General features: G+C 64.3%; 20 protein-coding genes. 9 read left to right on the top strand and 11 right to left on the bottom strand.

Annotation, left to right across the window (positions count from 1 at the left end):
* Positions 1 to 68 precede the first annotated feature (68 nt).
* Positions 69 to 596: a thioesterase family protein gene (locus AC07U1_RS17885; RefSeq protein WP_495178086.1), complete on the top strand. Its 528-nt coding sequence runs from the start codon at positions 69 to 71 to the stop codon at positions 594 to 596.
* Positions 597 to 712: 116 nt separating this feature from the next.
* On the opposite strand, the gene AC07U1_RS17880 is transcribed toward AC07U1_RS17885, so the two are convergent.
* The 6 genes from AC07U1_RS17880 to AC07U1_RS17855 all read right to left on the bottom strand — a co-directional run bounded on the left by AC07U1_RS17880 (position 713) and on the right by AC07U1_RS17855 (position 8,306).
* On the bottom strand, positions 713 to 2,347 hold the full coding sequence (locus tag AC07U1_RS17880; protein WP_495178087.1) for a long-chain-fatty-acid--CoA ligase: 1,635 nt from the start codon (positions 2,345 to 2,347) through the stop codon (positions 713 to 715).
* 76 nt (positions 2,348 to 2,423) lie between these two features.
* Entirely contained in the window at positions 2,424 to 4,601 is a 2,178-nt protein-coding gene (locus tag AC07U1_RS17875; protein WP_495178088.1) for a PQQ-dependent dehydrogenase, methanol/ethanol family, read from the bottom strand.
* Complete coding sequence (locus AC07U1_RS17870) at positions 4,528 to 6,111, bottom strand: flavin-containing monooxygenase (RefSeq protein ID WP_495178089.1); 1,584 nt, start codon at positions 6,109 to 6,111, stop codon at positions 4,528 to 4,530. The genes AC07U1_RS17875 and AC07U1_RS17870 overlap by 74 nt, the downstream gene beginning before the upstream one ends.
* A 66-nt stretch (positions 6,112 to 6,177) precedes the next feature.
* Positions 6,178 to 6,957, bottom strand: a complete 780-nt coding sequence (locus AC07U1_RS17865; protein ID WP_495178090.1) for an SDR family NAD(P)-dependent oxidoreductase — start codon at positions 6,955 to 6,957, stop codon at positions 6,178 to 6,180.
* Positions 6,958 to 7,065: 108 nt separating this feature from the next.
* A complete protein-coding gene (locus AC07U1_RS17860) occupies positions 7,066 to 7,479 on the bottom strand; it encodes a RidA family protein (protein ID WP_495178091.1) in 414 nt (137 codons plus the stop codon).
* Between the two features lie 2 nt (positions 7,480 to 7,481).
* Entirely contained in the window at positions 7,482 to 8,306 is an 825-nt protein-coding gene (locus AC07U1_RS17855; RefSeq protein ID WP_495178092.1) for a phytanoyl-CoA dioxygenase family protein, read from the bottom strand.
* Between the two features lie 111 nt (positions 8,307 to 8,417).
* On the opposite strand from AC07U1_RS17855, the gene AC07U1_RS17850 reads away from it, so the two are divergent.
* The 4 genes from AC07U1_RS17850 (at position 8,418) to AC07U1_RS17835 (ending at position 13,778) form a co-directional block, all read left to right on the top strand.
* On the top strand, positions 8,418 to 9,089 hold the full coding sequence (locus AC07U1_RS17850) for a TetR/AcrR family transcriptional regulator (RefSeq protein WP_495178093.1): 672 nt from the start codon (positions 8,418 to 8,420) through the stop codon (positions 9,087 to 9,089).
* A gap of 306 nt (positions 9,090 to 9,395) precedes the next feature.
* Entirely contained in the window at positions 9,396 to 10,670 is a 1,275-nt protein-coding gene (locus AC07U1_RS17845; RefSeq protein WP_495178094.1) for a hypothetical protein, read from the top strand.
* Between the two features lie 156 nt (positions 10,671 to 10,826).
* Positions 10,827 to 11,117: a hypothetical protein gene (locus AC07U1_RS17840; RefSeq protein ID WP_495197762.1), complete on the top strand. Its 291-nt coding sequence runs from the start codon at positions 10,827 to 10,829 to the stop codon at positions 11,115 to 11,117.
* A 162-nt stretch (positions 11,118 to 11,279) separates the two neighbouring features.
* Complete coding sequence (locus AC07U1_RS17835; RefSeq protein ID WP_495178095.1) at positions 11,280 to 13,778, top strand: TonB-dependent receptor; 2,499 nt, start codon at positions 11,280 to 11,282, stop codon at positions 13,776 to 13,778.
* Positions 13,779 to 13,848: 70 nt separating this feature from the next.
* Here AC07U1_RS17835 and AC07U1_RS17830 read toward each other — a convergent pair whose 3' ends face one another.
* Together AC07U1_RS17830 and AC07U1_RS17825 are read right to left on the bottom strand one after the other, a co-directional pair.
* Positions 13,849 to 15,288 (bottom strand): sulfotransferase family protein, encoded by a 1,440-nt coding sequence (locus AC07U1_RS17830; RefSeq protein WP_495178096.1) that lies wholly within the window; start codon positions 15,286 to 15,288, stop codon positions 13,849 to 13,851.
* Between the two features lie 83 nt (positions 15,289 to 15,371).
* On the bottom strand, positions 15,372 to 16,763 hold the full coding sequence (locus AC07U1_RS17825) for an NAD(P)/FAD-dependent oxidoreductase (protein WP_495178097.1): 1,392 nt from the start codon (positions 16,761 to 16,763) through the stop codon (positions 15,372 to 15,374).
* 343 nt (positions 16,764 to 17,106) lie between these two features.
* Here AC07U1_RS17825 and AC07U1_RS17820 point away from each other — a divergent pair, with 343 nt between their 5' ends.
* The 3 genes from AC07U1_RS17820 to AC07U1_RS17810 all read left to right on the top strand — a co-directional run bounded on the left by AC07U1_RS17820 (position 17,107) and on the right by AC07U1_RS17810 (position 20,179).
* On the top strand, positions 17,107 to 17,775 hold the full coding sequence (locus AC07U1_RS17820; protein WP_495178098.1) for a TetR/AcrR family transcriptional regulator: 669 nt from the start codon (positions 17,107 to 17,109) through the stop codon (positions 17,773 to 17,775).
* A gap of 269 nt (positions 17,776 to 18,044) precedes the next feature.
* Positions 18,045 to 19,517: a flavin monoamine oxidase family protein gene (locus tag AC07U1_RS17815; protein ID WP_495178099.1), complete on the top strand. Its 1,473-nt coding sequence runs from the start codon at positions 18,045 to 18,047 to the stop codon at positions 19,515 to 19,517.
* Entirely contained in the window at positions 19,517 to 20,179 is a 663-nt protein-coding gene (locus AC07U1_RS17810; RefSeq protein ID WP_495178100.1) for a TetR/AcrR family transcriptional regulator, read from the top strand. The genes AC07U1_RS17815 and AC07U1_RS17810 overlap by 1 nt, the downstream gene beginning before the upstream one ends.
* Before the next feature lie 12 nt (positions 20,180 to 20,191).
* Here AC07U1_RS17810 and AC07U1_RS17805 read toward each other — a convergent pair whose 3' ends face one another.
* From AC07U1_RS17805 to AC07U1_RS17795, 3 genes are all read right to left on the bottom strand, one after another.
* Complete coding sequence (locus tag AC07U1_RS17805) at positions 20,192 to 21,067, bottom strand: fatty acid desaturase (RefSeq protein ID WP_495197761.1); 876 nt, start codon at positions 21,065 to 21,067, stop codon at positions 20,192 to 20,194.
* A gap of 5 nt (positions 21,068 to 21,072) precedes the next feature.
* The gene (locus tag AC07U1_RS17800) at positions 21,073 to 21,261 is read right to left on the bottom strand and encodes a hypothetical protein (RefSeq protein WP_495178102.1); all 189 of its coding nucleotides are present in this window, start codon (positions 21,259 to 21,261) and stop codon (positions 21,073 to 21,075) included.
* A 114-nt stretch (positions 21,262 to 21,375) separates the two neighbouring features.
* The gene (locus AC07U1_RS17795; RefSeq protein ID WP_495178103.1) at positions 21,376 to 23,172 is read right to left on the bottom strand and encodes an acyl-CoA dehydrogenase; all 1,797 of its coding nucleotides are present in this window, start codon (positions 23,170 to 23,172) and stop codon (positions 21,376 to 21,378) included.
* 224 nt (positions 23,173 to 23,396) lie between these two features.
* On the opposite strand from AC07U1_RS17795, the gene AC07U1_RS17790 reads away from it, so the two are divergent.
* Positions 23,397 to 24,569: an alpha-hydroxy-acid oxidizing protein gene (locus AC07U1_RS17790; RefSeq protein ID WP_495178104.1), complete on the top strand. Its 1,173-nt coding sequence runs from the start codon at positions 23,397 to 23,399 to the stop codon at positions 24,567 to 24,569.
* Positions 24,570 to 24,703: the final 134 nt, after the last annotated feature.

The following is a 24,703-nucleotide window of genomic DNA, read 5'->3' as shown; positions in this document are numbered from 1 at the left end:
CCCGGGCCGCTGACCGGAACGGCCGCCGGCAAGAGCGGCACGGCCGCGAACCAGCAGGAGGTTTGAAAATGACGGAAGCCCCCTACCCGCTCGAAGACTTTCGCAGCGAAGCGCCGTTCCAGGCGAGGACGCGTGTCGTCCCGAAAGATTGGACCGACTGGAACGGCCATATGAACGTCGGATATTATGTCGTGGCGTTCGACCATGCGACGGGCGACATTTTCGACAATTTCGGCCTGCCCTATGAATATACCAAGCTCGAAATCGGGATGTATTTTGTCCTCGAATGCCATGTGAACTACGAGGCCGAGATCAAGGAAGGCGACAGCTTCCGGATCGAAACCCAGATTCTCGACCATGACCACAAGCGCATTCATATCTTCCACAGCATGTATGATGTCAGCGACGGGAAACTGGTCGCCACCAACGAACTCATGTTGATGAACATCGATTTCGAAAGCCGCCGGTCCGCACCCTGGCCGCACTGGGCGATGGAACGTATCGAGAAAATGGCCGCCTCGCATGCCGGCTTGCCCCGCCCGAGGCAGGTGGGCAGCGTGATCGCAATCCGACATTCGCAGCCATCTGCCGGCTGAGACCGGCACTTCACGCACGCGGCTCCGCTCCGGCAAAAACTCTGCCCCTTCGCGCGGATCGGCGCCGGCCGCCGCAAGGTGATCGCCGGTGCCGTAATGCGGCGCCGGCTCGCGCCTCAGCGGGCGATCTCGAACGGCAGGCGATAGCCGTCGAGGCTCGCGCGGATCGCCTTCTTGTCGATCTTCCCGGTCGCGCCGAGCGGTATCCTCTCGACGAACAGGATGTCGTCGGGCATCCACCATTTCGCGATCTTGCCGTCGAGCCAAGCGCGTATCTCGTCGCCGCTCGCGCTTGCTCCCGATTTCAGTTCGCAAACGAGAATCGGCCGTTCATCCCAGCGCGGATGCGCGACGCCGACAACGGCGGCGATGGCGATCGCGGGATGGCCAACGGCGATATTCTCGATCTCGATCGAGCTGATCCACTCGCCGCCCGATTTCACGACATCCTTGGCGCGATCGGTGATCTGCATATAGCCTTCGGCATCGATCGTGCTGACATCGCCGGTATCGAAGAAGCCCTCGTCGTCGAGAATATCGCCGCCCTCGCCGCCGAAATAGGATGCGATGATCGTCGGTCCCTTGATCATCAGGCGTCCGGGGGTAACGCCATCGTGCGGGAGGCGCCTGCCGGCATCGTCGACGATCTTCATCTCGAGACCGCAGAGCAGGCGTCCCTGCTTGCGCTTGAAGGCGATCTGCGCCTCCGCGGGCATGGCGGCGACCGCCGCGTTCGGAACCGATACCGTTCCGAGCGGAGAGGTTTCGGTCATCCCCCAGCCCTGGACGACCTCGACACCGTGGCGGTCCTGGAAGGTTCGGATGATCGACTCCGGGCAGGCCGAGCCCCCGATCATCACCCTTTCGAGCGTCGTGAACCGCTTGTCATTCTCTTCCATATAGTGGAGCAGCGCCTGCCACAGCGTCGGGACGCCCGACGACACGGTGACGCCTTCCTGCTCGATCAGATTATAGACGGACTCTCCATCCATCTGCTGTCCGGGCAGCACGAGCTTCGCGCCGACCGCCGGCGCGGAGTATACGACCCCCCAGGCATTCACATGATACATCGGGACCAGCAGCAGCATCGTGTCGCGGGCGGACAAGCTGATCGCATCGCGTTGCAGCGACATCAGCGCGTGGAGATAGTTGGACCGGTGCGAATAGAGCACACCCTTCGGATTTCCCGTGGTCCCGCTGGTGTAGCAGAGGCCGCAGGCCTGATTTTCGTCGAAGCCGCCCCAGCTATATTCGGCAGCTTGCCCGGCGATCCAGTCGTCGAAGGCGATGGCCGCGAAGCCGGTTTCGGGCATCGACGCCCGATCGCACAGGAAGACGACTTTCTCGATCGACGGGACCTGCGGCAGCAATTGCGCGACGATATCGGCGGTTGCGGGGTCGGCGAGAAGCAGGCGATCGGCCGCATGGTTGGCGATATAGGCGATCTGTTCGAGAAACAGTCGCGGGTTAAGTGTGTGAAGCACCGCCCCCATACCCGCCGCGCCATACCATGCCGCCAGATGCCGCGCGCTGTTCCACCCCAGCGTTGCCACCCGGTCGCCCCGCCCGATGCCTTCGGCCGCGAGTGCGTTTGAGACGCGCTTCGCGTCGGCGTGCAGGCCAGCGTAGCTCGATCGCGCAAGCGCCCCCGACGGCTCGCGCGAGACGATTTCGCGCTTGCCGTGCCAATTGGCGGCATGGTCGAGCAGCCGATCGACCGTCAGCGAGACCTCTTGCATCAAACCTAGCATATTCTATCTCCGGCGCCGCGCGGCGAGGCGCGGCGATCTGTTCAACCTTGGGCGCGGACGCGCGACATCTGCGCCCTCATCGTCCTGCGGGAGCCGCCATCGGCGGCAGGTTCGCCTTCGTCCAGTTCGACCGTTCGGTCACATAGGCGCGGATCGCCTCGGCATCGGCGGGGGTCAGGACGCGGGCAAAACTGACCATCCCGCGGTCCTTGAGCGCGCCGTCGAGGATCACCGATTTCCACGCATCGGCGTTGGTAAGCGCACCCGAGATTCGTAGGTCGGGAGTGACGCCGTTGCCGATCGCGCTATCTCCGTGACAGACCTGGCAATAGCGGCCGAAATGGGCCTTTCCGGCCATCGCTTGTGCTGCGGTGCCGAATTGCGCCGGCGGGTTCCAGGCCAGCGGAGTGCCGGCTACCGCCGGCAACTGGACCGCGCCGCCGACCTTGAGCACGACGAGGCGCGGGAGGTTCGGCACCTTGCGCGTCACGCCGCCGGCGACCCCGGCGACGAGCGGGAAGGCGCCGCCCTTGCTGGTCATGAAGGCGATATATTGGACGCCGCCGACACGGAAGGTCGAGGGCGCGCTGACGATCCCCGACTGCATGTCGAGGTCGAGGAGTTGCTTGCCGGTATCGGCGGCATAGGCGCGGAAGCGGCCGGTGCTCGTTCCCTGGAAGACGAGGTTGCCCGCGGTGGTCATCGTGCCGCCGTTCCACGCGGCGGGATAGTCGACGCCCCACGCGACCTTGCCGGTGCGCGGATCGAAGGCGACGAGGCGACCGGTGGTCGCGGCGACTGCGGCTTTGAACGCCGCCTTGTCGTCGGGAAGCATCGCCCCGATTAACGAAGAACCGGTGTTGAAACCGAGGACCTTCCGCCTGTCGAGTTCATTCATGTCCTCCAGATAGGCTTGGGGAACCTGCTGGGCGGGGATGTAAACGAGGCCGGTCTTCGGGTTGAAGCTCATCGGGTGCCAGTTGTGCGCACCGAGCGCGCCGGGGACCGCGATGAAGGGCTTGCCGGTCTTGTAGAAGCGCGATTCCGGATTCTCGATCGGACGGCCGGTCGCCATGTCGTAGCCGGTCGCCCAGTTGATCCCGTCGACATAGGGCTTGGCATCGATCAGCTTGCCGTTGGTGCGGTCGATGGTGAAGAAGAAGCCGTTCTTGGGTGCGTGGTACAGCACCTTGACCGGCTTCCCGTTCACCGCCTGCTCGGCGAGGATGATCGGCTGCGTCGCGGTATAGTCCCAGGTTTCGGCCGGCGTCTCCTGATAGTGCCATTTATACTTGCCGGTTGTGGCATCCAAAGCCACGACCGACGAGAGGAACCAGTTGTCGCCCTCGCCGTTCGAGCGCGTGCCATGGTTCCACGGATTGCCGTTGCCGACGCCGAGATAGATCTGGTCGAGATCCTTGTCATAGACGATCGCGTCCCAGACGGTGCCGCCGCCGCCCGAGGTCTGCCACTCACCCTTGTCGGACCATGTGGCATTGGCCTTCGATGCGAAAATCTCGTCCGATGCCGCGCCGTCCTTGGCCTTGGTCGGGTTGGGCGCGGTGTAGAAACGCCAGCGTTCCTTGCCGGTGTCGGCGTCATAGGCGGTGACATAGCCGCGTACGCCGAACTCGGCGCCGCCGTTTCCGATCAGCACCATGTCCTTCACGACGCGAGGCGCGCCGGTGATCGTGTAGGGCTTCGAGGTGTCGAAGGTCTGCGTCGACCAGAGCTCCTTGCCGGTCTTGCGATCAAGCGCGATCACGCGGCCGTCGAGCGTTCCGACGAAGAGCTTGTCGCCCCACACCGCGACGCCGCGGTTGACGACGTCGCAGCAGGCCGAGACCGCGCGGTCGCCGGGAACCTTGGGGTCGAAGGACCAGAGCTTCTTGCCCGTCGCGGCGTCCCACGCGTCGACCTTCGACCAGGCATGGCTGACATAGAGCGTACCGTCGACGACGACCGGGGTCGCTTCCTGGCCGCGCGCATCCTCGAGGTCGGCGAACCAGGCGATGCCGAGCTGCCCCACATTCTTGTCGTTGATGTCGGTGAGCGGGCTGAAACGCTGTTCGTCATAGCTGTAACCGATGCCGGCCCAGTTATCGCCGTTACCGCCGGTCTTGAGCAGGGCCTCGCTGGCCTTTTCCGCCTCGTCGAGCGATCCGCCGCCCGAGACGCTGTCATTCTTCGACGCGCTGCACGCCGCCAGTGCCAGTAGTGCGCAGCCCAGCAGCGCCCTCGAAACGATCGTCATTATCTTCTCCCGTGGAACGTTTCCGCCGCGCCATGCCTGCGCGGTCGAAAGTCATGATGCCGTCGTCGACCGGACTGGCTTTCATCCATTTCCGATCGGCAAGGTAATTTTGCGCGAGCCACCATGGCCCCTTCCCCGTGCTCTTCGCCAGCAGGTGGCGCCCGCGCTGAAGATAGCCCGACGACATCGCGAACAGCTCGGCTTCTTCGGGCTCGTCGCCGGGAAGAAGAAGCGGCGTCGCGATATCCGCGCCGACGTCGCGCATCATGTTGAGCAGGCGGCACACATAGTCGGCCACGAGGCTGAGGCGCAGCGTCCAGCTCGCGTTGAGATAGCCGAACGACATCGTAAGGTTCGGCACATTGGAGAGCATGCAGCTCTTGTAATAATAATGATCGGGAAAATTCAGCGGCTTGCCATCGATCGACAAGGCGATCTTTCCAGCCACCGCGAGGCGGAGTCCGGTCGCCGTGACGATGATGTCGGCCTCGAGATAGTCTCCCGAGCGCAGGCGGATACCGCCCGCGTCGATCTCCTCGATCTGGCCGGTGACGACAGCGGCCTTCCCGGCCTTCATCGCTGCAAAGAAATCGCCGTCGGGTACGAGGCACACGCGCTGTTCCCAGGGATCGTAAGGCGGCGTGAAATCGGGCGCGTGATAGGCTTCGCCAAGCGCGGCCGCGATCTTCCCGGAAAGATAGCGCCGGGCATCTTGCGGCCGCTTCCGGAGCCGCCGGAACAACCAGTCCTGAAGACGGATATTCTTGAGGCGCGTGAGCGCGTAGGCCGTCCGGTCGGGCAATATCCTCCGCAGCAGGTTCGCGAAGCCGTCTCGCGACGGGCCGATCGCCAGCCATGTCGGCGTGCGCTGCAGCATGGTGACCCTGGCCGCGGCGGCGGCCATCGAGGGCACGATCGTGACCGCGGTGGCACCCGACCCGACGACGACGACCCGCTTGCCCGCATAATCGAGATCGTCGGGCCAGAACTGGGGGTGAACCAGTTGTCCCGCAAAGCGCTCGCTCCCCGGCAGCGCCGCATCATAGGGCTCGTCATGATCATAATAGCCCGCGCCGAGATGGAGAAAGCGCGTCTTCAGCATTTCGCGTCCCCCATCGGCGTTTTCGACCACCAGCCGCCACCGCGCCTCATGGCCGTCCCAGTCGGCCGACACCACATGATGATGGAAGCGGGTCCGTTCCCGAAGGCCGCGCCCGTCGACGATGCGGCGGAGATAGGCGAGGATCGCCGGCGCCCCGGCGATCGCCTTCTCGTCGGTCCATGGCTCGAAATCGAAGCCGAGCGTATGCATGTCGCTGTCCGACCGGATGCCGGGGTAGCGGAACAAATCCCATGTGCCGCCTATGTCCCCGCGGCGTTCGACGATCATGAAATCGAGATGGGGGCAGGATTCCAGGAGGCGCGCCGCCATGCCGATTCCCGACAGGCCGGCGCCGACAATCACCACATCGACACATGGCACATCGCCGTCCCGCGACCGGTCAGTCATGCGCGAAGCCTCCCTCGCGCTGCGACCCCGGACCGCGTGCCAATAGGCTCAAGGCGGGAGCGGCGCTCAATCGAGGCCCCCGGTGATGGTCATCCCGCCATCGACGACGATCCCCTGCCCGTTCACATATTTCCCCGCATCCGCGGCAAGAAACAGCGCGGTCCCTGCGATGTCGTCGGGCTCGCCGATCCGGCCGAGCGGGACCGCGCGCTGCAGCGCGGCCTCGGCCTTGGGATCCTCCCAGAGCGCCCGCGCGAAATCGGTGCGGATCACCCCGGGGGCGATCGCATTGACGCGGACATTCTGACGCCCAAGTTCCTTGGCAAGATTGCGCACGAGCTGGAAATCCGCCGCTTTGGAAACGTTGTAGGCGCCGATCGTGTCCGATCCGATAAGGCCGCCCACCGACGAGACGATGATGATGGCGCCGTCGCGCCGCGCCGTCATCTCGGGCGCGACCATCGTGATGAGCCAGTGGTTCGACAGGACATTGTTGTCGAAGATCTTGCGGAACTGCTCGTCGCTGATCCCCGCCATCGGGCCATAATAGGGGTTCGAGGCGGCGTTGCAGACGAGAATGTCGATCTTGCCGAAAGCGCCGCGCGTCTGCGTCACGAGATCCTCGAGCGCCTGCTTGTCCGAGATGCTCGCGGCGATCGCGATCGCGCGCGTCTCGCCAGCCTTCGCGTTGATCTGCGCGGCCACGTCTTCGCACGCATCCTGCTTGCGGCTCGAAATGACGACCCGGGCGCCCGCCTCGACGAAAGCTTCGGCAATGGCGCGGCCGATGCCGCGGGTCGAACCGGTGATGATGGCGGTCTTCCCGCTCAGATCGAACAGTCTCATGGAAATCCTTCATGTGAGCGGCACGCATGGGAAGCGTGCGAGGCGGCGTGCCCTGCCGCCTCGCACATGTCCGGGAGGGAGAGTTCCCGGCCTAATGACTGCCGAGGATCAGGCGGCGCCCGACCCGGCCACCGCCACCACGCGTATCTCGACCTTGAACGCCGGGTCGGCGAGCTGGGTGACGCCGACCGCCGACCAACAGGGATAGTCGGCGGGGAAAAACTCGTCCTTCACCTTCGTGAACTCGGCCATTTCACCCCGCAGGTCGGTGTGGAAGGTGACGAGTTCGACGATATCGGCCATCGTCGCACCCGCCGAAGCCAGGGTCGCCTTGATGCCCTCGAACGCAAAGCGCGCCTGCTCCTCCATGTCCTTGCCAGGCGTGAAGCTCGCATTGATACCGACCTGGCCCGACAGCCAGATCAGGTTCCCGACCCGCGTGGCCGGCGCGAAATGATAATTGTCGTAAAGGGGCTCGGTGCCCGGCGGCACGATCCGCTCGCGCTTTTCGCTCGTTGCCATGATCAATTGACCTTCTGAAAGCTCGGCGCACGAAAGGGGTCTCCGTGCTTCAGATGGGCGGTATCCTCGGCGTGGAGAAGGAAACCCGAACGCGTGAACTCGGAATCCGGAAGCGTACGGTAGGTGGCATCGTCGCCGAAGAAGCGGAAGACCAGCGTGTTTCGCGCCGGAAAGTCGCTGTCGACCGCCGCACCGCCGTGGAGCGAGTGCGGATGGAGCAGAATGACGTCACCCGGCTCGGTTGCCCACGACAGCAGGTCATAGGCTTTCGGATCGCGCGCCAGCTCGGCATCGATCGCGGGCAGTCGCGGCAAGAATTCTTCGCCGTGCAGCGGTTCGGTGGGATCGTCGGCATTCATGAACGTCGTGCCGTCGTACTGGATGCCGTGATGCGAGCCGCGGACAATCTCGAGCGCATTCTTCTTCGGAACGGATTCAAAACTGATCCACGCGTTGCCCCAGTGGTTGCCGGCCCAGGGCAAATAGGACGTGTCCTGGTGAAACGAGGTGCGCGCGCTTTTGCCGCCGGCCTTGAGGAAGACCTCCTCGGCGAAATACCAGACATTCTTCGAACCCCAGATCTCGGAGAAAATCTTGCCGAAAGGCAGGTCTTTGACGAGCGCGTCGAGGCGCTCCTTGGCCAACGGATTTGCGTTGTCGACATGCGACTTCAGCTCGCCAGCAAACATCTGCGTCACGTTGGGACCAGGATTTTCCACAGCCCAGTCGAACGCCTCGCGGCATCGAGCAAGTTGCTCCGCGTTCAGCGCATTCTTGATCAGAACCGCCCCGTCTTCCTGGAAACTTCTCCGTAGCGACTCGTCCATTTCGGCATCTCCTCTACCGCATTTGCGACTCGCCATATACGGGTACGGCTTCATTAACGCAACGGTCGTTATTCTAATTGCGTTTGCGAGAAGGATCGGTAGACAAGAGGCATGACCGATAAACCAAGCCGCATGCATGCCATCGAAGAGGACCATGATCAGGATCCGGACGGCTCCGTTCCGGCGCGCCGCGGGCGGCCGGTCGGAGATCGTGAAGCGAAGCGCATCGAACTGCTGCGGGCGGGGATCGCGACCATCGCCGATCTCGGATATAGCGGCGCATCCCTGCGCAAGGTCGCGAGCCGCGCTGGCCACACGACAGGCGCGGTGACCTATTATTTCCAGAACAAGGAGGCGATGGTCAGCGCCATCCTCGAGCATTTGTTCGATATGTGGGACACGCTGGTCGCGGCTGGCGACGAGACGACCGACCTCAAACCGCGTTTCCGGCGCTGGCTCGACATGAACGTCGATTCCGAGCAGTGGATGGCGCAGTTCCAGCTTCTCGCCCAGGCACGCCACGAACCGGCTCTCGCCGAAATCTATCAGCGTCGATATGGCGAATACCGCCGGAAACTCGCTGTCCGGATCGCGCGGCAGCAAGAGTCGGGCGACGTTCGCGACGATATTCCGGCCGACATCCTCGCCGACCAGATCAGCGCGCTCGGAGACGGCTGGAGCATGATGCTTCCGATCGAACCGCAGCGCTTCACGCCCGAGCGCCTGGAAACCCTGCTCGACGCCATCGCGACGTTGATCGCGCCGCCGACAAAAGCGGCCTGACCGGGTCGAAATTTCCGAGTTCTTCGCGAACGGTTTTCGTCGCGGCCCCCCGTTCCTCACTGCTTCGCGGGGATAGCCGGGTCGCGTCGCGATCAGGTTCGACGATGACGCTTCATTGACACAACTGTCGTTATGTTTATTCCTCGGACGTCGGACCTTCGACTCCGGGAGAATATTCCATGCGAACCACAGGTCGAGCCAGTTGAACCGCGGCGTTCGGGGCCATCGGGAACTTTTTCGGCGAGCGGTGGGCCCGGCGCGCCCCTGCCGCGAGCCCCTTTTGGCGCGGTCGACCGGATCAAATCCTTGCTGACGCATGAGGCTGCGAATGCCGCGGCGAGCGACGCCGTCGGCGCGCACGAACCGGTGACGGGCACCCCCGGCGCTGGAACCGCCCGCGCGATCGCCTTCCCCTCACTCGCGCTTTTGCTGTGCGCCGGCGGGATCTGGACCCTCGCGATCCTCTTCACCAATATTCTTCCGACCATCTTGGAAATGCTCCGCGAGACTTTGACGCTCAACGAGAACGAGATGGGTTCGATCGGCTCGGCCTATGTGCTGGGTCATGGCATCGTCGTCGCGTTGGGGCCTTTCTGGGTTCGGCGCGTGCCGGTCGTGGCGATCAGCGTCGGCGCGCTGCTGACCGTCGGAGGGGCCTTGCTATTCATGGCGCTGTCCTCGCACCTGTCGTCACTCATCGCCGGATGGTTCCTGGTCGGTGTCGCCACAGGAACGATCGGAACGCCGACATTCGCTATTCTGGGGGATACGCCCAATCCCACACGGACTTTCAGCCTCGCGCTTTTCGTGGCGACGCTGGTGGCGACACTCGCCTCCTTCGCGCTGCCGCTGATGCCGGTCCAGCACGCCTTTGTCGTACTTGCCGTGCTTTTTGCCCTCGCCGTGCCGTTCGCGAACGGACTGCGTGGCAACCGCATCGCTGCCGCCCCCGATACGGACCTCTCCGCGGGCCCCGGGGGCGCGTCGCCCGGCACGCTCGCTGCCCCCCTCCTGGCAATGGTCGCGGGCGCGATCCTCCTCGGCGTATCCTGGGGCGGCGTCTATAATTTCGTCGGGGTCATTGGCACCGCCAACGGGATGGATGTGGCGGGCGCAAGCTGGCTCGTCGCGTCGGGTCTCATCGGCGCCCTCGTCGGATCGATCGCGCCGGCACTCATCGGCGGTCGCTTCGGTCCTCCCATCGTCATGATCAGCTTCGCGATCGTCGCGATCCTGGTGACCTATCCCGCGCTCGTGCTCGGGCAGCCGGACCTGTTCGTTGCCGCGCTGGCAGCCCAGGGCGCCTTGACGACGGCCGCGCTCGCCTATCTGCTCGGCATCGTACGCGAACTCGATACGACCGGCCGGGCCTACATCGCCTTTCCCGCGATCCAGGCGCTGGGAACGGCTGCGGCGACGAAATTCACGGGCTGGTTCCTCACCCATTGGAGCGCCGCAGCCTTCATCGCCGCGGCCGGGGCGCTGATCCTCCTCTCGTGGATCATTCTGCTGGCGGCGCATCGCTGCCGGGCTGCGCCGCACCCCCCTATGATTGACGATATCGTCACCGAGCGCGCCTGACGAGGAGGCCCGCAAGTCCGCCGGCCGCCTGACGCGACGGCCCCCGCGCGTGCGCCCCTTCCTCCGCCCGGGCTGTCATCGATCGCCGCGAATGCGACTCGAATAGGGGCATGGGCCGGCTTGCGGCAATTTTAGAGAACAATTGTTGTTGCAAATATGTCACGAGCGCCGGATTTGATCGGAGGCCGTTCGCTCCCAACCGCCGGACGCGGATTAGAAAAGCAATTTTATCTCCAATTTTTCAGTAGGATAGTTTTCAACATTCAGAGACCTTATAATCTGATCGCCGCATCTGCGAGGCTGCAAAAAATCCCGCTCGACAATGGCGAAATAATTGACATAACATTAGTGATGCAAACAGCAGTCGATAGCTGTGAAGACCACCTCCCCAGCCGTCAGGGAGAAAGCTTCGATGTCGTCGCCACGCCGGCAAATGCGACCGAATGATCGCGCAGGCGAAGGCTTCGATCATGCCGCCGCCGACCGGCGGCAGGCAAGCTTTCGTGCCCGGGACCGCGGCGCAGGAAACCCTGGGCGAAAGAGCCGAAGCGAGCCGTCGCAAGGGAATAGTTCAAGTCGAACCACAAAGGTCAGAAGGGGAGTAAAGCCGTGATCAAACAACATCGGACCATGCACCGCCGCAAAGCGATGCTTCGCACAGCAAGCTATCTCGTCGGCCTCGCGGCCCTCCTGCCCGCAACGGTGCAGGCGCAGGAAACGGCTCCCGCCGATACGCCGGCGGCGGCGAACGCAGAACCCGAAAACCAGGGCGACATCATCGTGACCGCGAACCGGCGCGAACAGACGGTGACCAGCCTTCCGTTCAATATCTCGGCTTACGGCGGCGAGCAGCTCGAACGCGCGAATATCTCAAGCGTCGCCTCGCTCACCAAGCAGGTTCCCAACTTCAACATCGTCGACAACGGCGCGCGCACCTCGGCCTCGCAGATCCCGATCATCCGCGGCCTCAACGCGTCGCAGCCGGTCGTCGCGGCGGCGCGCTACTTCCAGTCACCCGTCGGCTTCTATCTCGGCAACGCGCCGATCACCGGGGCCTTGCCGATCTACGATATCGCTCGCGTCGAAGTGCTGCGCGGACCGCAGGGCACGCTGTACGGGGCCGGCTCGCTCGCCGGGGCCGTTCGCCTGGTTCCCGAGGAACCGCAGCTCGGCACGTTCGCGGGATCGGTCACCGCATCGGCGGGGATCACCGCGCATTCGAGCGATCCCTCCTATCAGTTCGCAGGGACGCTCAACCTTCCGATCGGCGAGCGCCTCGCGCTGCGCGTCAATGCCCGCTACGATTATCAGGGTGGCTTCATCGATGCACGCGACGTGCTGAAGCGCCAGGGCGACAGCTATCTCGGCAGCCCGCCGCTCCTCGCCGACACGAGCGATGTGGCGAACAGCCCGGGCGTCTACTTCAACAAGAAGGATTATAACTACGCCCGCACCACCTCGGCCCGCGCCGCGCTCCGTTGGGAGCCCGTCGACGATGCCTCGGTCAGCCTGAGCTACAATATCGTGAAGGCTCGCGGCGTCGGCGGCAACATCGACAACAACAGCTATGCGGGGGGGCCCTCACCGCTCGATCCCCGGCGCACGCTCGAGGCGACCGGCAACTATGAACGCTCGGTGCCGACGCTCGAGCCTTGGGAGCGCAAGACGCAGCTCGCGGCGCTCGATATGAGCTATGATCTCGGTTTCGCCACCGTCTCGTCGACGATTGCCTATGGCAAGACCGAGGGTGACCTCATCAACGATTCCACTGTCAACCTGCTGGGCTCGCCGCTCGGTGTCTATTATACCGGGACCCCGGCCAACCCGCGCGCTGTCATTCCGGTTCGCAACGCCGACAACGAGCGCTCATGGACGCAAGAGCTCCGTATCGTGTCCGCCGAGGGCGGACCGATCGACTATACCGCCGGCGTCTTCCTCCAGCAGCACAAACGCCAGATCGGGCTATATGTCTTCGCGCCGGGCGCGAGCGAGCAGAGCTTCGCGGCAACCGGATCGCTCGTGCCGATCCTCCTCGGCGGCGGCTATGTTCCGACGCTCGCCGACGGCTCGGTCTATAATCAGGTTACCGACCAGAAATTCAACGAGGTGTCCTTCTACGGCGACGTGACCTGGCACATCACCGATGCCTGGTCGCTCACCGGCGGCGCCCGCGCGTTCCGTCAAAAATTCTCGTCCGACCTCACCGCGTTCAGCACACTGTTCTTCGTCGATATCGCGGCGGCCAGCTCGAACAAGGTCAAGGACCAGATCTTCAAACTCAACACCTCCTACAAGTGGAGCGACGACGGGCAGGTCTATGCGACCTGGTCGCAGGGCTTCCGCCGCGGCGGCGCCAACGCCTTCGCGCTGACGGGTTTCGCGCTCGAACCCGAGGAGCTGCTGGTCTACGAACCCGACCGCACGAACAATTTCGAGATCGGCGCCAAGGGCAAGGTATCGCGAATCTATTATTCGCTCAGCGCGTTCCTCATCAACTGGGACAATCCGCAGATCGACCTCCAGACGCCGTTCAACCTCTACCCGGTCGTCGTCAACGGCACCAAGGCGCGCTCGAAGGGGTTCGAAGTCGAACTTCAAGGTCCGCTCGGTGGCGGGCTTAGCTTCAATCTCGGCCTCGCCTACGCCCGCGCTCGTTTGACGGGAGACTTCTTCCTCCCGGCGGGGAATGGCGGTGGCGGGATCGTCCAGAACGCCATCCAGGGCCGCGCCGGCGACCGCCTGCCGGGCGCGCCCGACTGGAGCGGCGCGGGCTCGCTGACCTATGCGCACGACTTCGCCGACAACAGCACGATGACCTTCAACTTCGGTTTCGATTTCCGCAGCTCGACGGTCAACCTGCTCAAGAGCCAGAGCCCGAATACGCCGGCGCGTCGCGCGCCCGGATACATCATGTTCAACGGCAGCATCGGCTATGACGTCGACGACTGGACGATCGAGCTCTACGGCTCGAATCTCACCAACAAGCGCGCCAATTACGGCGCCAACGTGCGCAGCCTGTCGTCCTACGCGACCCTGGGCGACTGGGGGAACGCTTTCGCGGTCTCGCGTCCGCGCGAGTTGGGCATCCGCCTGACCAAGAAATGGTGATCCCGCCCGGGATATCGCAGCTCTCTCGCGATATCCCGGGTCCTGCCTCGGGCAGAGAAAGCGATCAGGATCAGGACGAGCGCGCGGGATCGATACCCGCGCGCTCGAGCCGTTCGGTGAGCGGGCGCAATTGGCGTGCATAGTTTCGCCAGCGCCCTTTCGCGCTCGCATAGATCGGCCGCCGCACCTGGGCAGCGCTGGCGGTCGCCGAAGCGGTCGCATTCTTCTCGATGCGCACCATGTCGTCGTCCCAGCCAATATCGAAATGCCGCGCAATGGTGCGGCCGTGGGACAGCGGGTCCGACACGACATCCTCATAGGCCACTTCGAGCATTTGCTCGCCCACCGCGGCGCGCCAATGCGCGGCGAGAGCGTGATAGGCGCCATAATAGTCGGCCAGCTCGTCGAGCGCATAGCTGAACGGGTAGCCGCTGCCGAACAAGGTCGAGAACATGGCGAAGAGATTGTCCGCCGGCGTCCTGCGCACGAGCAGGGTCCGGGCATTGGGCAGCGTTTGCCTGATCGCCCCGGCGTAGAGATAATTGAACGGGAGCTTCTCGAGGATCAGCTGCCCCGGACCGGCGTGCCCCGCCCGCCGCGCATATGCGGGCACAACGAGCGCAGGATCCGCGCCCGCGACGCGATCGAATATGTCGCCTCCGGCGGTCGCTGCGGCCTCACCCAGCGCGCCGAACAGATTGTCGGTCTCTCCGTTGCTGCGCGCCGCCGCGCTCCCGGTGAGGATGCGCTCGATCATCGTCGTCCCCGAGCGGGGCAGTCCGACGATGAACCCATAGTCCGGCGCCGTGAGCGCCGGAGCGCGCGACAGCCGATCGACGCTGAAGGCCTCGGTTATCCGCGCCAGCTTGTGCAAATCCTGGCGGACGTCGTAGTCGAGCGCCAGACGCCGCGCCCCCGCCCCGAGAGAGAAATGACGGAAGGCGGCGTCATAGTCGCCAAGATCGTCGAATTCCTTGCCGAGAGCATAGTGGAGAAAGACATCGTGCCCCTGCCCCGCCGGCGCGCGCGACAGCATCGCGCGCAGATCGTCGATATGATTCTGCTCGGCGGTCCGTGTGTGAAGCTGCGAGCGCAGCAGCGCCGCCTGTGCCATGTCGGGCGCCAAATGCAGCGCCTGGCTGCAGGCCCGTTCGGCATCGTCGAGGCGACCGAGATTACGCTCGCCGCTCGCCAGATTGTACCAGGCCAGCGCGTCGGAGGGCAGCGCCTCGACAACGCGTGCGTAGAAATCGCGGGACGCCTCGTGCCGACCGGCCTGAAACGCGACAAAACCCAAGGCTTCATGATCCGCGGGCAGCCCGGGTGGCAGGGCCATGGCTGCGGCCAGCAGATCCTCGGCGTCGCCGTGTCGTCCGAGTGCGCGAAGGACCTGCACCGCCTTCGCATGCTCCTGCGACGCACAGCCGCGCCCGCCCGCCCGGGCCAGCGCAAGATCGAGCTGCTCAGTCAGTTCGGTATGCCGGGCGTCGGGGTGGTCAGGTGCACGCATCGATACGACCAGCATAGAAGCAGAGCCGGCAATTGCCAGCGGGGCGCACGGCCCCCGTTCCGGCGGGCTCCGACTTCGGCATCTCAGGGTCTTGCGCGGGAGCCTCGCGCATTCAACTTGCGAGCCTTGCGATTGACATGCGCGTCGAGCAGATCCGCGCTCCGGAGCGCGAATTGCATTCCGATCCAGCGGGCGGGCTCCGGCGGGACACGCGGCGTTGTGTGATCCAGAGCGGCGAGCAGCGGATCTTCCACGCCTCCGACCCGGCTCGCGAGCAGGCGGCCCACCAGCGAATGCGTTCCGACGCCATGCCCGTTGCAGCCCGAGGCGTAGAGAATATTCTGGTGCCGCCCTGTCCGGCCGACCACCGGGACCGCGTCCGATGCCAGGCTCATATAGCCGCTCCAGCAGGCATTCAGCGGGATGTCGCCGAGCGTCGGAAATCGCTCGTGCATCGTCCGGACGAGCGCTCGATAGGCGGCGGCGTCAGGCGTGTTGGGAGTCTGCATCCCATAGACATAATCGACCCGCGTGGTCGTGACGACGAGCCGGTTATCGACCGTCAGGCGATGGCTTTCCATCGTCACGTGCGGCGTGACGATGCCCTCGCGTCCTTGCCATCCGAGCTTTTCAAGCTGGCCAGGCGAGAGCGGTTCCGTCTCGATCGCCGACACGCGGATCGGGCTGACGAGATTCCGCAGCAGGCCGAGTCCGGGCGTGTAGGCATTGGTTGCGAGGATGAGAAAGGGAGCGCGGGCGACGCCGTTCGCCGTCTGGCAACGGATCGTCTGCCCTTCGTCATAGGATAGGAGCGCGCTGTCCTCATATATCCGGACGCCCGCGTCGATCGCGGCACGGCGCAGCCCCAGGACATATTTGCCGGGGTGGAGCGTCCCCCCGGTCGATGAATGGACGCCGCAAATGAAGGCCGGCGGGATACCGCGCGCGCGCATGTCCGCAGAGCTCAGGAAGGTCGCCGGTGCGCCGAACTTGGCGCTGAGTTCCATCTTCTCGCGCAAGCCCTTTTCCTGCGACGGATGGATCGCGGCCCGGATCAGCCCGGTCCGCAGATAGTCGCAGTCGATCGCATATTCGTCGAGCTTGCCTTCGACGTAGCGGACCCCCTCTTCATAAAATCGGACGATATCCCTCGCTCGCTCCTCGCCCAGTCGATGAAGAAAGAGACCGAATTTGACACCGCCTCCACCCGCCAGATAGCCAGCGTTGCGACCGCTGGCGCCGAAACCGCAAAAGTCGCGTTCGAGCAGGATCACGCGCGCGCCCATCGCGCGCAGTTCGAGGGCCGAGGAAAGACCGGCAAACCCGCCGCCGACCACGATGACGTCAGCGTCGGCATCACCCGCGAGCGCGGGCTGGCGATCGGCAGGCGGATCGACCCAGCCGCCGATCGGGCGAAATTTCGCGATGGCGGCTTCCGCTCGTTCGCGCGCCGAGGACCCTGCCAAATGCGCCATTGCCTTTTCCTCCTCTGCCCGGACGATTTCGTCCGGCTAGCGCGACCCGTTCCAACATCGCGCACCGGCGCGATGCGGAATCCGACCGCCTCCCGTCCTATGATCTTTTACGAAACACTTGTCATTATAAAATTTGGCAAGCCCTGCCCCTGCTTCAAGGAACCCTCGGCCTGCCGCCGGACCGGGCCCGGCGCATCGTCCGCCGGGTGGGGGATTGGTGGCTATGTCGCCGCCGGACGGCTGCTTCGAAAAGCACCAAAGAGTCGGTCGATCGCCACGAAGCGGATATGACAACAGCCGATACTTTAATTGCATAAGCGGCGAGAATCGCTAGCGTGAGGCTATGGAAAGAAGCAACGCGTGCAACCGCCTGGCCGAAGATAAAGACCATTCACGGTCAGATAACCGTCCCCTGCGGCGAGGCCGCCCGGTCGGCGACCGCGAAGCGAAGCGGAAAGAATTGCTGCGCGCGGGAATTCGAGTGATCGCCGACGTGGGCTTTTCCGGTGCATCGCTGCGCAAGGTCGCAAAGGAAGCTGGCCATACTACGGGAGCGATCAGCTATTATTTCACGGACAAGGAGGCGATGGTCGTTGCGATCATCGAACATATGTTCGACGGTTTCGATACGACGCTCGAACTCGGTGACAGCCTCGAAGGTATAAGAAGGCTGTTCAAGCGATGGCTCGAGCTCAATTCGAACTCGGAGGGCTGGCTCGCCGGTTTCCAACTTCTCGCAAGGGCCCGCCACGAGCCCGCTTTCGCGGCCATCTATCAAGACCGCTATGCGAAGTACCGCAACCGGTTCGCCGCCACGCTCGCCAGATTGCAAGGCATCGGGGTCGTCCGTTCGGATATCGCGGCCGAACTCCTCGCGGACCATCTTGGCTCGATCGCCGACGGCTGGACAATCATGCTGCCCATCGAGCCCGAACGCTTCGCCCCCGAGCGGGTCGACGCGCTGATCGACTCAATCCTCGATATGCTTCGGCCGCTTCCCGGATCCCGGTAGCCGAGGCGCCGCGCCGTACGGACAAGATCTGTCGTCCGCCAAGGCAATTCGCGCGGCGACCGCATCCATGATCCCGGCTTCCTGTTCGGCGGCTCTGCGAGAGCGAAATCGTCGATTCTGCCCGAACCGCGGCAACAGACCGCCATGAAATCCATGCCTGGCGCGCGGGACAAGTCGCTGCGGCGCCGGCCTATTCAGCGCTTGCCACGCAGCCGCTTCACATTTACAAAACTAATGTCATCATAATTTGTGGTGCGGGGAGATTCAGCATGAATGATAGCGAAGGCGACGGGGTGAAGAGACGGTCGCTCCTTGGCGCTATCGGCCTTGGCGCCCTCGCCGGCAGCCTCGGCGTTACCCGGGATGCGAGCGCGGCGACTCCGGGTGACGGCGGCATCATCGACGTTGCGATCATCGGCGCGGGCCTTGCCGGGCTCACGGCGGCGCGCGAACTGGCTCGCGCGGGGTGCGACTCCTTTCTGGTTCTCGAAGCGCGTGATCGCGTCGGAGGTCGCACGGTCAACATCGATCTCGGCGGCGGAGCGATTACCGAGGGCGGCGGCCAGTGGATCGGGCCCGGGCAGGACGAGATTTACAATCTCGCCGCCGAACTCGGCATCCCCACCTTCGACAGCTATCACAAGGGGAAGCCGGTCTATTTCGTCGGCGGACAGATGGTGACGGCAGGCGAAGCCGAGGGCGGCATCGTCCGCGACAGCCCGATTGTCGACAGGATTAACGCCATGGCCCGCGACGTTCCGAGCGCCGCACCATGGACTTCCCCGCATGCGGCCGAATGGGATCGCCTGTCGCTCGCCGACTGGCTCACCGCCCAATCCGCAAGCGACGAGGAGCGGGTCAACTTTTCGCTGTCGGCGATGCTGACCTACGGCGCACCGCCCGAGAAGCTTAGCCTGCTTCACTATCTCACGCTGATCAACGCGTCGGACTGCAGCCTCAAGAAGGTCGAGTCCATGCAAGGCGGCATGCAGGAAAAGCGCATCGTCGGCGGTTCGTGGGCGCTTTGCGCCAGGATGGCCGAGGCGTTGAAAGACCGGGTTCGCCTCGGCTCGCCGGTGACGAGAATCGCCGGCTGGGACCGGGAGATCGTGGAGCTCCACAGCGCGACCGGTATCGTACGCGCAAAAAGGGTCATCTTCACGATGAGCCAGTCGCTGGCGCGCCGTATCGAATTCGTTCCGGCGCTCCCCGCCGACCGCGCCGCCCTCCAGAAGGCCTGGCCGACCAATGCCAAGATGCGCAAGATGGCGCTCGTCTATGCCCGCCCCTTCTGGCGCGATGCCGGATTCAACGGCCAGGTGCTCGAGATCGGCGGACCGCTGCTCTGGTCCGCCGACAATTCACCGCCCGACGCCTCGCTCGGCATCCTCACCGGCTTCATCCGAGAAGGCGCGCTGCCGGCCGAACCCGAACTGGCGAAAGCCGCGATCGTCGCGACCTTCGCGCGGGCCTATGGCGATGCGGCACGCGCGCCGCTGCAATATCATGAGGTCGATTGGGGAAGCATCGATCCCTGGAGCCTCTCGTGCACCTCGCCCTATCCGCCGGGCTTCCTCAGCCGGTGGGGCGGCGTGATGCGCGAGCCGATGGGCCGCATTCTCTGGTCCGGGACCGATATGGCGGAGCGCTTCGCCAGCGCGATGGACGGCGCCATCCGGTCGGGTCGCCGGTCCGCGGCGCAGGCGCTGGCATCGCTCGCCACCGCGTCGCGCAAAGCCTGATGCCCGCCTCACCGGCGCCCGATGCAGCGACGACTGCAACGGTTCGCAAGCGCGGCCGCCCCCAAAGCCGCACCCCCGGCGAAAGCGGTTCCTCGCTCGGCGAAGAACGCCGTCACGAAACGGTGCGCGCGACGCGCCGCCTGATCGCGCGCGAAGGGTTCAAAAAGGCGTCGATGCGCGCGATCGCACGCGAGCTCGGCACGACGACCGGGGTGTTGACGCACCACTTCAAGAACAAGGAAGAAATTCTCGACCTTGTCCTGCACGCGACACGCCACGGCAAATATGACGGACGCTTTCCCCCGGATGCCGAGGTCGACGATCTAATCGACGCGCTCACGACAACGTTGCCACAGGACGACGAGAGCCTCGACAGCTGGAAGGTCTTTTTCGCCTTCCTCGCCTATCTCTTCCCCCAACCGGGCAAAGCCGCGCGCTACGCCGCCGATTTCGAGCGTTGGCGGAAGACCTGGGCAGCGGCGCTCGGGGGGATGGCGGCGAGAGGCCAGATCAGGAGCGATATCGACCCGCAACTGGCGGCCGATACACTGCTGTGCCTGTTCGAAGGCGCGGGCGTCCATGGCACTGTCAGTCCCGACACCTTCGGTTCCGCGAGGCAGAATGCCGTGATCCTCCATTATTTCGAAACTCTCCGCCCCTGACGGCGAAACGCGCTACATCTCGAGCTTGCATCCGCGCGCGACGAGGATCGGCCGCATGTCGTGATACGCCGCCGGCGTCCGCGTCAGCGGGATGTAGGGATGGAGATGATGGACGATGTGGAACTGCATCCCCATCGATCCGATATTGCCGACCTTCGACCGCCAGTTCCGCGTGTCGCGGTAGCGCCCTTCGCTCATTCCCGGATTATGCGGCGCATAGGACAAGAAGAAATTCACATAGGTAAGCGCGATGTGAAAGGGCAGCCACCAGAGGAAAAAGGCTTCGAGCGCATGTCCCGACCAGGCGAGTCCGGCCAGGATCGCGAGGAAGGCCAGCTGATAGACCAGTGTCAGGATCGCGAGATCGTCGCGCTTCGCGCGCGTCAGGCACTTCATATAATCCTCGGCGCGTTTCGAGCCCGGCTGACGGCCGCGGATCGATTCCCAGAGCGCCGATAGCGTTCCGTCGGCATGATTGGTGATGTCGGGGTCGAGGTCGGGATTGTTCGCATAGCGATGGTGATCGAGGTGCGTCACGCGCAGCATCTGGAAGGGATGGACGAACATCCAGGACGTGAGATGACCCACCGCTTCGTTCAACCAGAACCACCGCGTTCCGGGACGGCCGATGATGTGATGCTGGGCTTCGTGCGTCGGCAGATAGACGAGCGAGATATTGATGCTCGCGACAATGAAGCCAAGCCAAAGCGGGACGATATCGAGCATCACGAGCGGCCACAACGCGAGCCAGCACAGCATGTTACCGAACGCCCAGACGACGACTTCCCACGGGAACATGCCGCTGTGCTTTTTCGCGATTTCCAGCTCGAGCCGCCGCAGCTCGGCGCTCGACAGCGCAGAGAGATCGCCGGTCGGCATTTTCGTCATTCTCGTCATAACCACCGTCCCGTAATCGACGCCAGCAGCCCCCACCCGCCCCCGACAGCAAGACCGATCGCGAGGCGGTGTCCAGGCTCGAACAATCCCGCGACGCCGAGGCCCTCGGCGATGACGGGCGCGAGGAAGCCGATCCCGAACAGGAACGGCAACATCTTCACGAGGAAATTGAGTGCGCTTTCCATCTTTCCTGCTCCGACTGTGCGCCACCGCGCACATTCCGCCGTCCTTTGCGAGCAGCAGTCTACGACTGTCTGTCAATTAAAACAACAATCGTTTTCTATATTGCCTCCCGATCGTCAATCGCCCGTGAAATGCTCGGGTTTCAGATCGATACAGGTCGGATCGAGCGCGGCAACGAGGGCGAACCGCGCATGGACGAGCGGAAGTTCGTACCGGAAGAAATAGCGGCACGCGGCGAGCTTGCCCTCGTAGAAGGCCGCTTCTTCGCGCTGAGCCGACAGGGCCGCCGATGCCGTCACGGCCTGACGGAGCCAGAGCCAAGCGACGACCACATGTCCGAAGGCATCGAGATAGGTCGTCGCATTGGCAAGGCTGCGGTCGAGATCGGCGCTTGCAACGAGGGTGCGGGTCGTCTCGTCGAGCGCGGTCATCGCGGCTTCGAGCGCCGCCGCTTCCTCGCGAAGCATTTCGATTGCCGCGGCTTCGGCGACCGTTGCCGCCATCCGCCCGAGCAGGAGGCGCAAGGCCCGTCCGTCCTCCATTCGCACCTTCCGTCCGAGCAGGTCGATCGCCTGGATTCCGAACGTGCCCTCGTGGATATGATTGAGCCGGTTGTCGCGATAATAGCGCTCGACCGGATAGTCGCGGGTATATCCATAACCGCCGAGCACCTGGATCGCCCATTTATTGGCTTCGAGACAATGTTCCGATGGCCAGGATTTGGCGATCGGCGTCAGAAGGTCGAGCAGCAAGCCGAGTTCGGCCCCGTCGGCCGGATCCTCGCTGGCCTTCTGACGGTCGACAAGCAACGCGCAATAGGTGCAGAGCGCCAGCCCTCCCTCGACCGCCGCCTTTTGCGCCATCAGCATCCGCTTGACGTCGGCATGCCCGATGATCGGGACCTGCGGGTCGGTCGGCGACTTCGCCTGCGGCGTGCGGCCTTGCGCACGCGTGCGTGCATAGTCGAGCGAATAGAGAAAGCCGGCGAGCGCGGACATCACCGACGCATGGCCGACACCGATCCGCGCTTCGTTCATCATGTGGAACATGTAGGAGAGGCCCTTGTTCGCCTCGCCCACCAGATAGCCTATACTCTCGCCTTCCTCACCGAAGTTGAGGAGGCAGTTTGTTGTGCCACGATGCCCCATCTTGTGATTGAGGCCCGCGAGCGCGATTCCGTTGCGCTCTCCGACCGCGCCGTCCCCGTCGACGCGATATTTGGGCACGATGAAGAGCGAGATGCCCTTGACCCCCGGCGGCGCTCCGGGAATCCGCGCCAGCACGAGGTGGACGATATTCTCGGCGAGGTCGTGATCGCCGCCCGATATCCACATCTTGTTGCCAGCGATGCTGTAGCTGCCGTCGCCCCGCGGGTCGGCCCGCGTCTTGACGTCCGACAACGACGAGCCCGCCTGGGGCTCGGAGAGACACATCGTACCGAACCAGCGCCCTTCGAGCATCGGCGGCAGAAAGAGCGCCTTTTGCTCTTCGCTCGCGAAGGCAGCGAGGAGATTGGCGTTGGCAATCGTGAGGAAGGAATAGTTGGCGATGCCGAGATTCGCCGCGGTAAACATGCCGTTGATCGCCATCGTCACGACATGCGGCAATTGCATGCCGCCGATATCGTGCCCGGCGCCCGCCGCGAAGAAGCCCGCCTCGGCGTAAGCGCGGAGCGCCTCGCCGACCTCGGGCATGATCTCGACCTTGCCGCCAGCGAAGCGGGGCTCATTCGCATCGAGCGGGCCGGCGAGTGGCAGATATTGCTCTTCGGCGATCGCCTGGGCCGTGTCGAATATGCTGGCGATGGTATCGCGATCGAGATCGCGGAAGCGGTCGGTCGAGAGCAATGCCGCTGCATCGAGGCATTCGAAGAGAAGGAAATCAATATCGCGGCGATTGACGATTGAAGACATGAAGCGGGCCTTTCAGCTCGAGGGGATCGCGACGACAGACAGGGAACGGGGCCCACCGCCGCGCGCCAACCCCGGGTTGCAGCAGCGAAATTATTTTACACAACAACTGTTATATGATTATCGGCGCGTGACAAGTGCTATGTGATGCACGGCAGGCATCCGGCAGCGCCGCCCGGTGATCGCGGTGGGCTGGCGGCTTCGGACAACAGGCTGGGAGACGAGAGATGGCAGGATTCGGGGACTATCAGAACGAAATCTACGGCGCCGGCCTCCAGGGCATTCTTCCTGAAATCCCCGTCGACGCCGCGACGCTCGAAACCCGCGCGGTCGCCGCCATGTCCGCAAGCCTGCGCAATTATGTCCAGGGGGGATGCGGCGACGAGCATACGCAAAACCGGAACGCCGCCGCCTTCCGGCAATGGGGCCTCGTGCCGCGGATGATGGTCGACACGTCCTCGCGCGACCTTGCGATCGACCTTTTCGGTATCGCGCTGCCGACACCATTGTTCATGGCGCCGATCGGCGTCACCGGCATGTGCACGCAAGACGGGCATGGCGACCTCCATGCCGCACGCGCGGCTGCGGCGACCGGCATTCCGATGGTCGCCTCGACCCTCGGCAACGACCCGCTCGAAGACGTTGCCGAGGCGATGGGCGACACACCGGGCCTGTTCCAGCTCTATACGCCGAAGGACAGGGATCTCGCGGAAAGCCTCGTCCGGCGAGCCGAACAGGCGGGCTACCGCGCGATCGTCGTCACGCTCGACACCTGGCTCACCGGCTGGCGCCCGCGCGATCTCAACAGTGGCAATTTTCCGCAGCTGCGCGGTCATGTGCTGCAGAATTACTTCAGCGATCCCGTCTTTCGCAAGCTGCTCGGAAAACCCGTCGAGGAGAATCTGCCCGAAGCGATCCAGCTCTGGGGCCGGTTGTTCGGCAAGGTGCTCACATGGGACGATATGGCGTGGTTTCGCTCGATCACCTCGTTGCCGATCGTCCTCAAAGGCATCTGTCACCCCGACGACGCCCGGCGCGCGGTCGATACCGGGGCGGCCGCCATCTATTGCTCCAATCACGGCGGACGCCAGGCGAATGGCGGGATCGCGGCGATCGACATGCTACCGGGCGTTGTCGCCGCCGCCGGCGATACGCCGGTTCTCTTCGATTCCGGTGTGCGTTCGGGAAGCGACGTCGCCAAGGCGCTGGCGCTCGGCGCCCGTGCCGTCGGCATCGGCCGTCCTTTCGCCTATGGCCTCGCGCTCGGTGGAGCGGAAGGCGCGGCGCATGTGCTGCGCTGCCTTCTCGCCGAGGCCGATCTGCTGATGGCGGTCAACGGCTATCCGACGATCGCCGATTTGCGCGCGGCCGGGATCAGGCGCGAGCCCGCCATCGCCTGACCCGAGCGCCGCGAACCCGGAGCGCCGGTGCCGCCGCGCGCGCGGGAGATATTATCGGCCGCTGGTAGTCGAGAACAAATACATTTTTCCCGACAACGAAATGTTCGAGGCGGCATTCTGGGGTGTCGAGCCGC

This window comes from Sphingopyxis sp. GW821-FHT02C12 (genome assembly GCF_059421785.1).
Note: the sequence above shows the minus strand (reverse complement) of the source record. Positions and strands in the feature narration are given on the sequence as shown.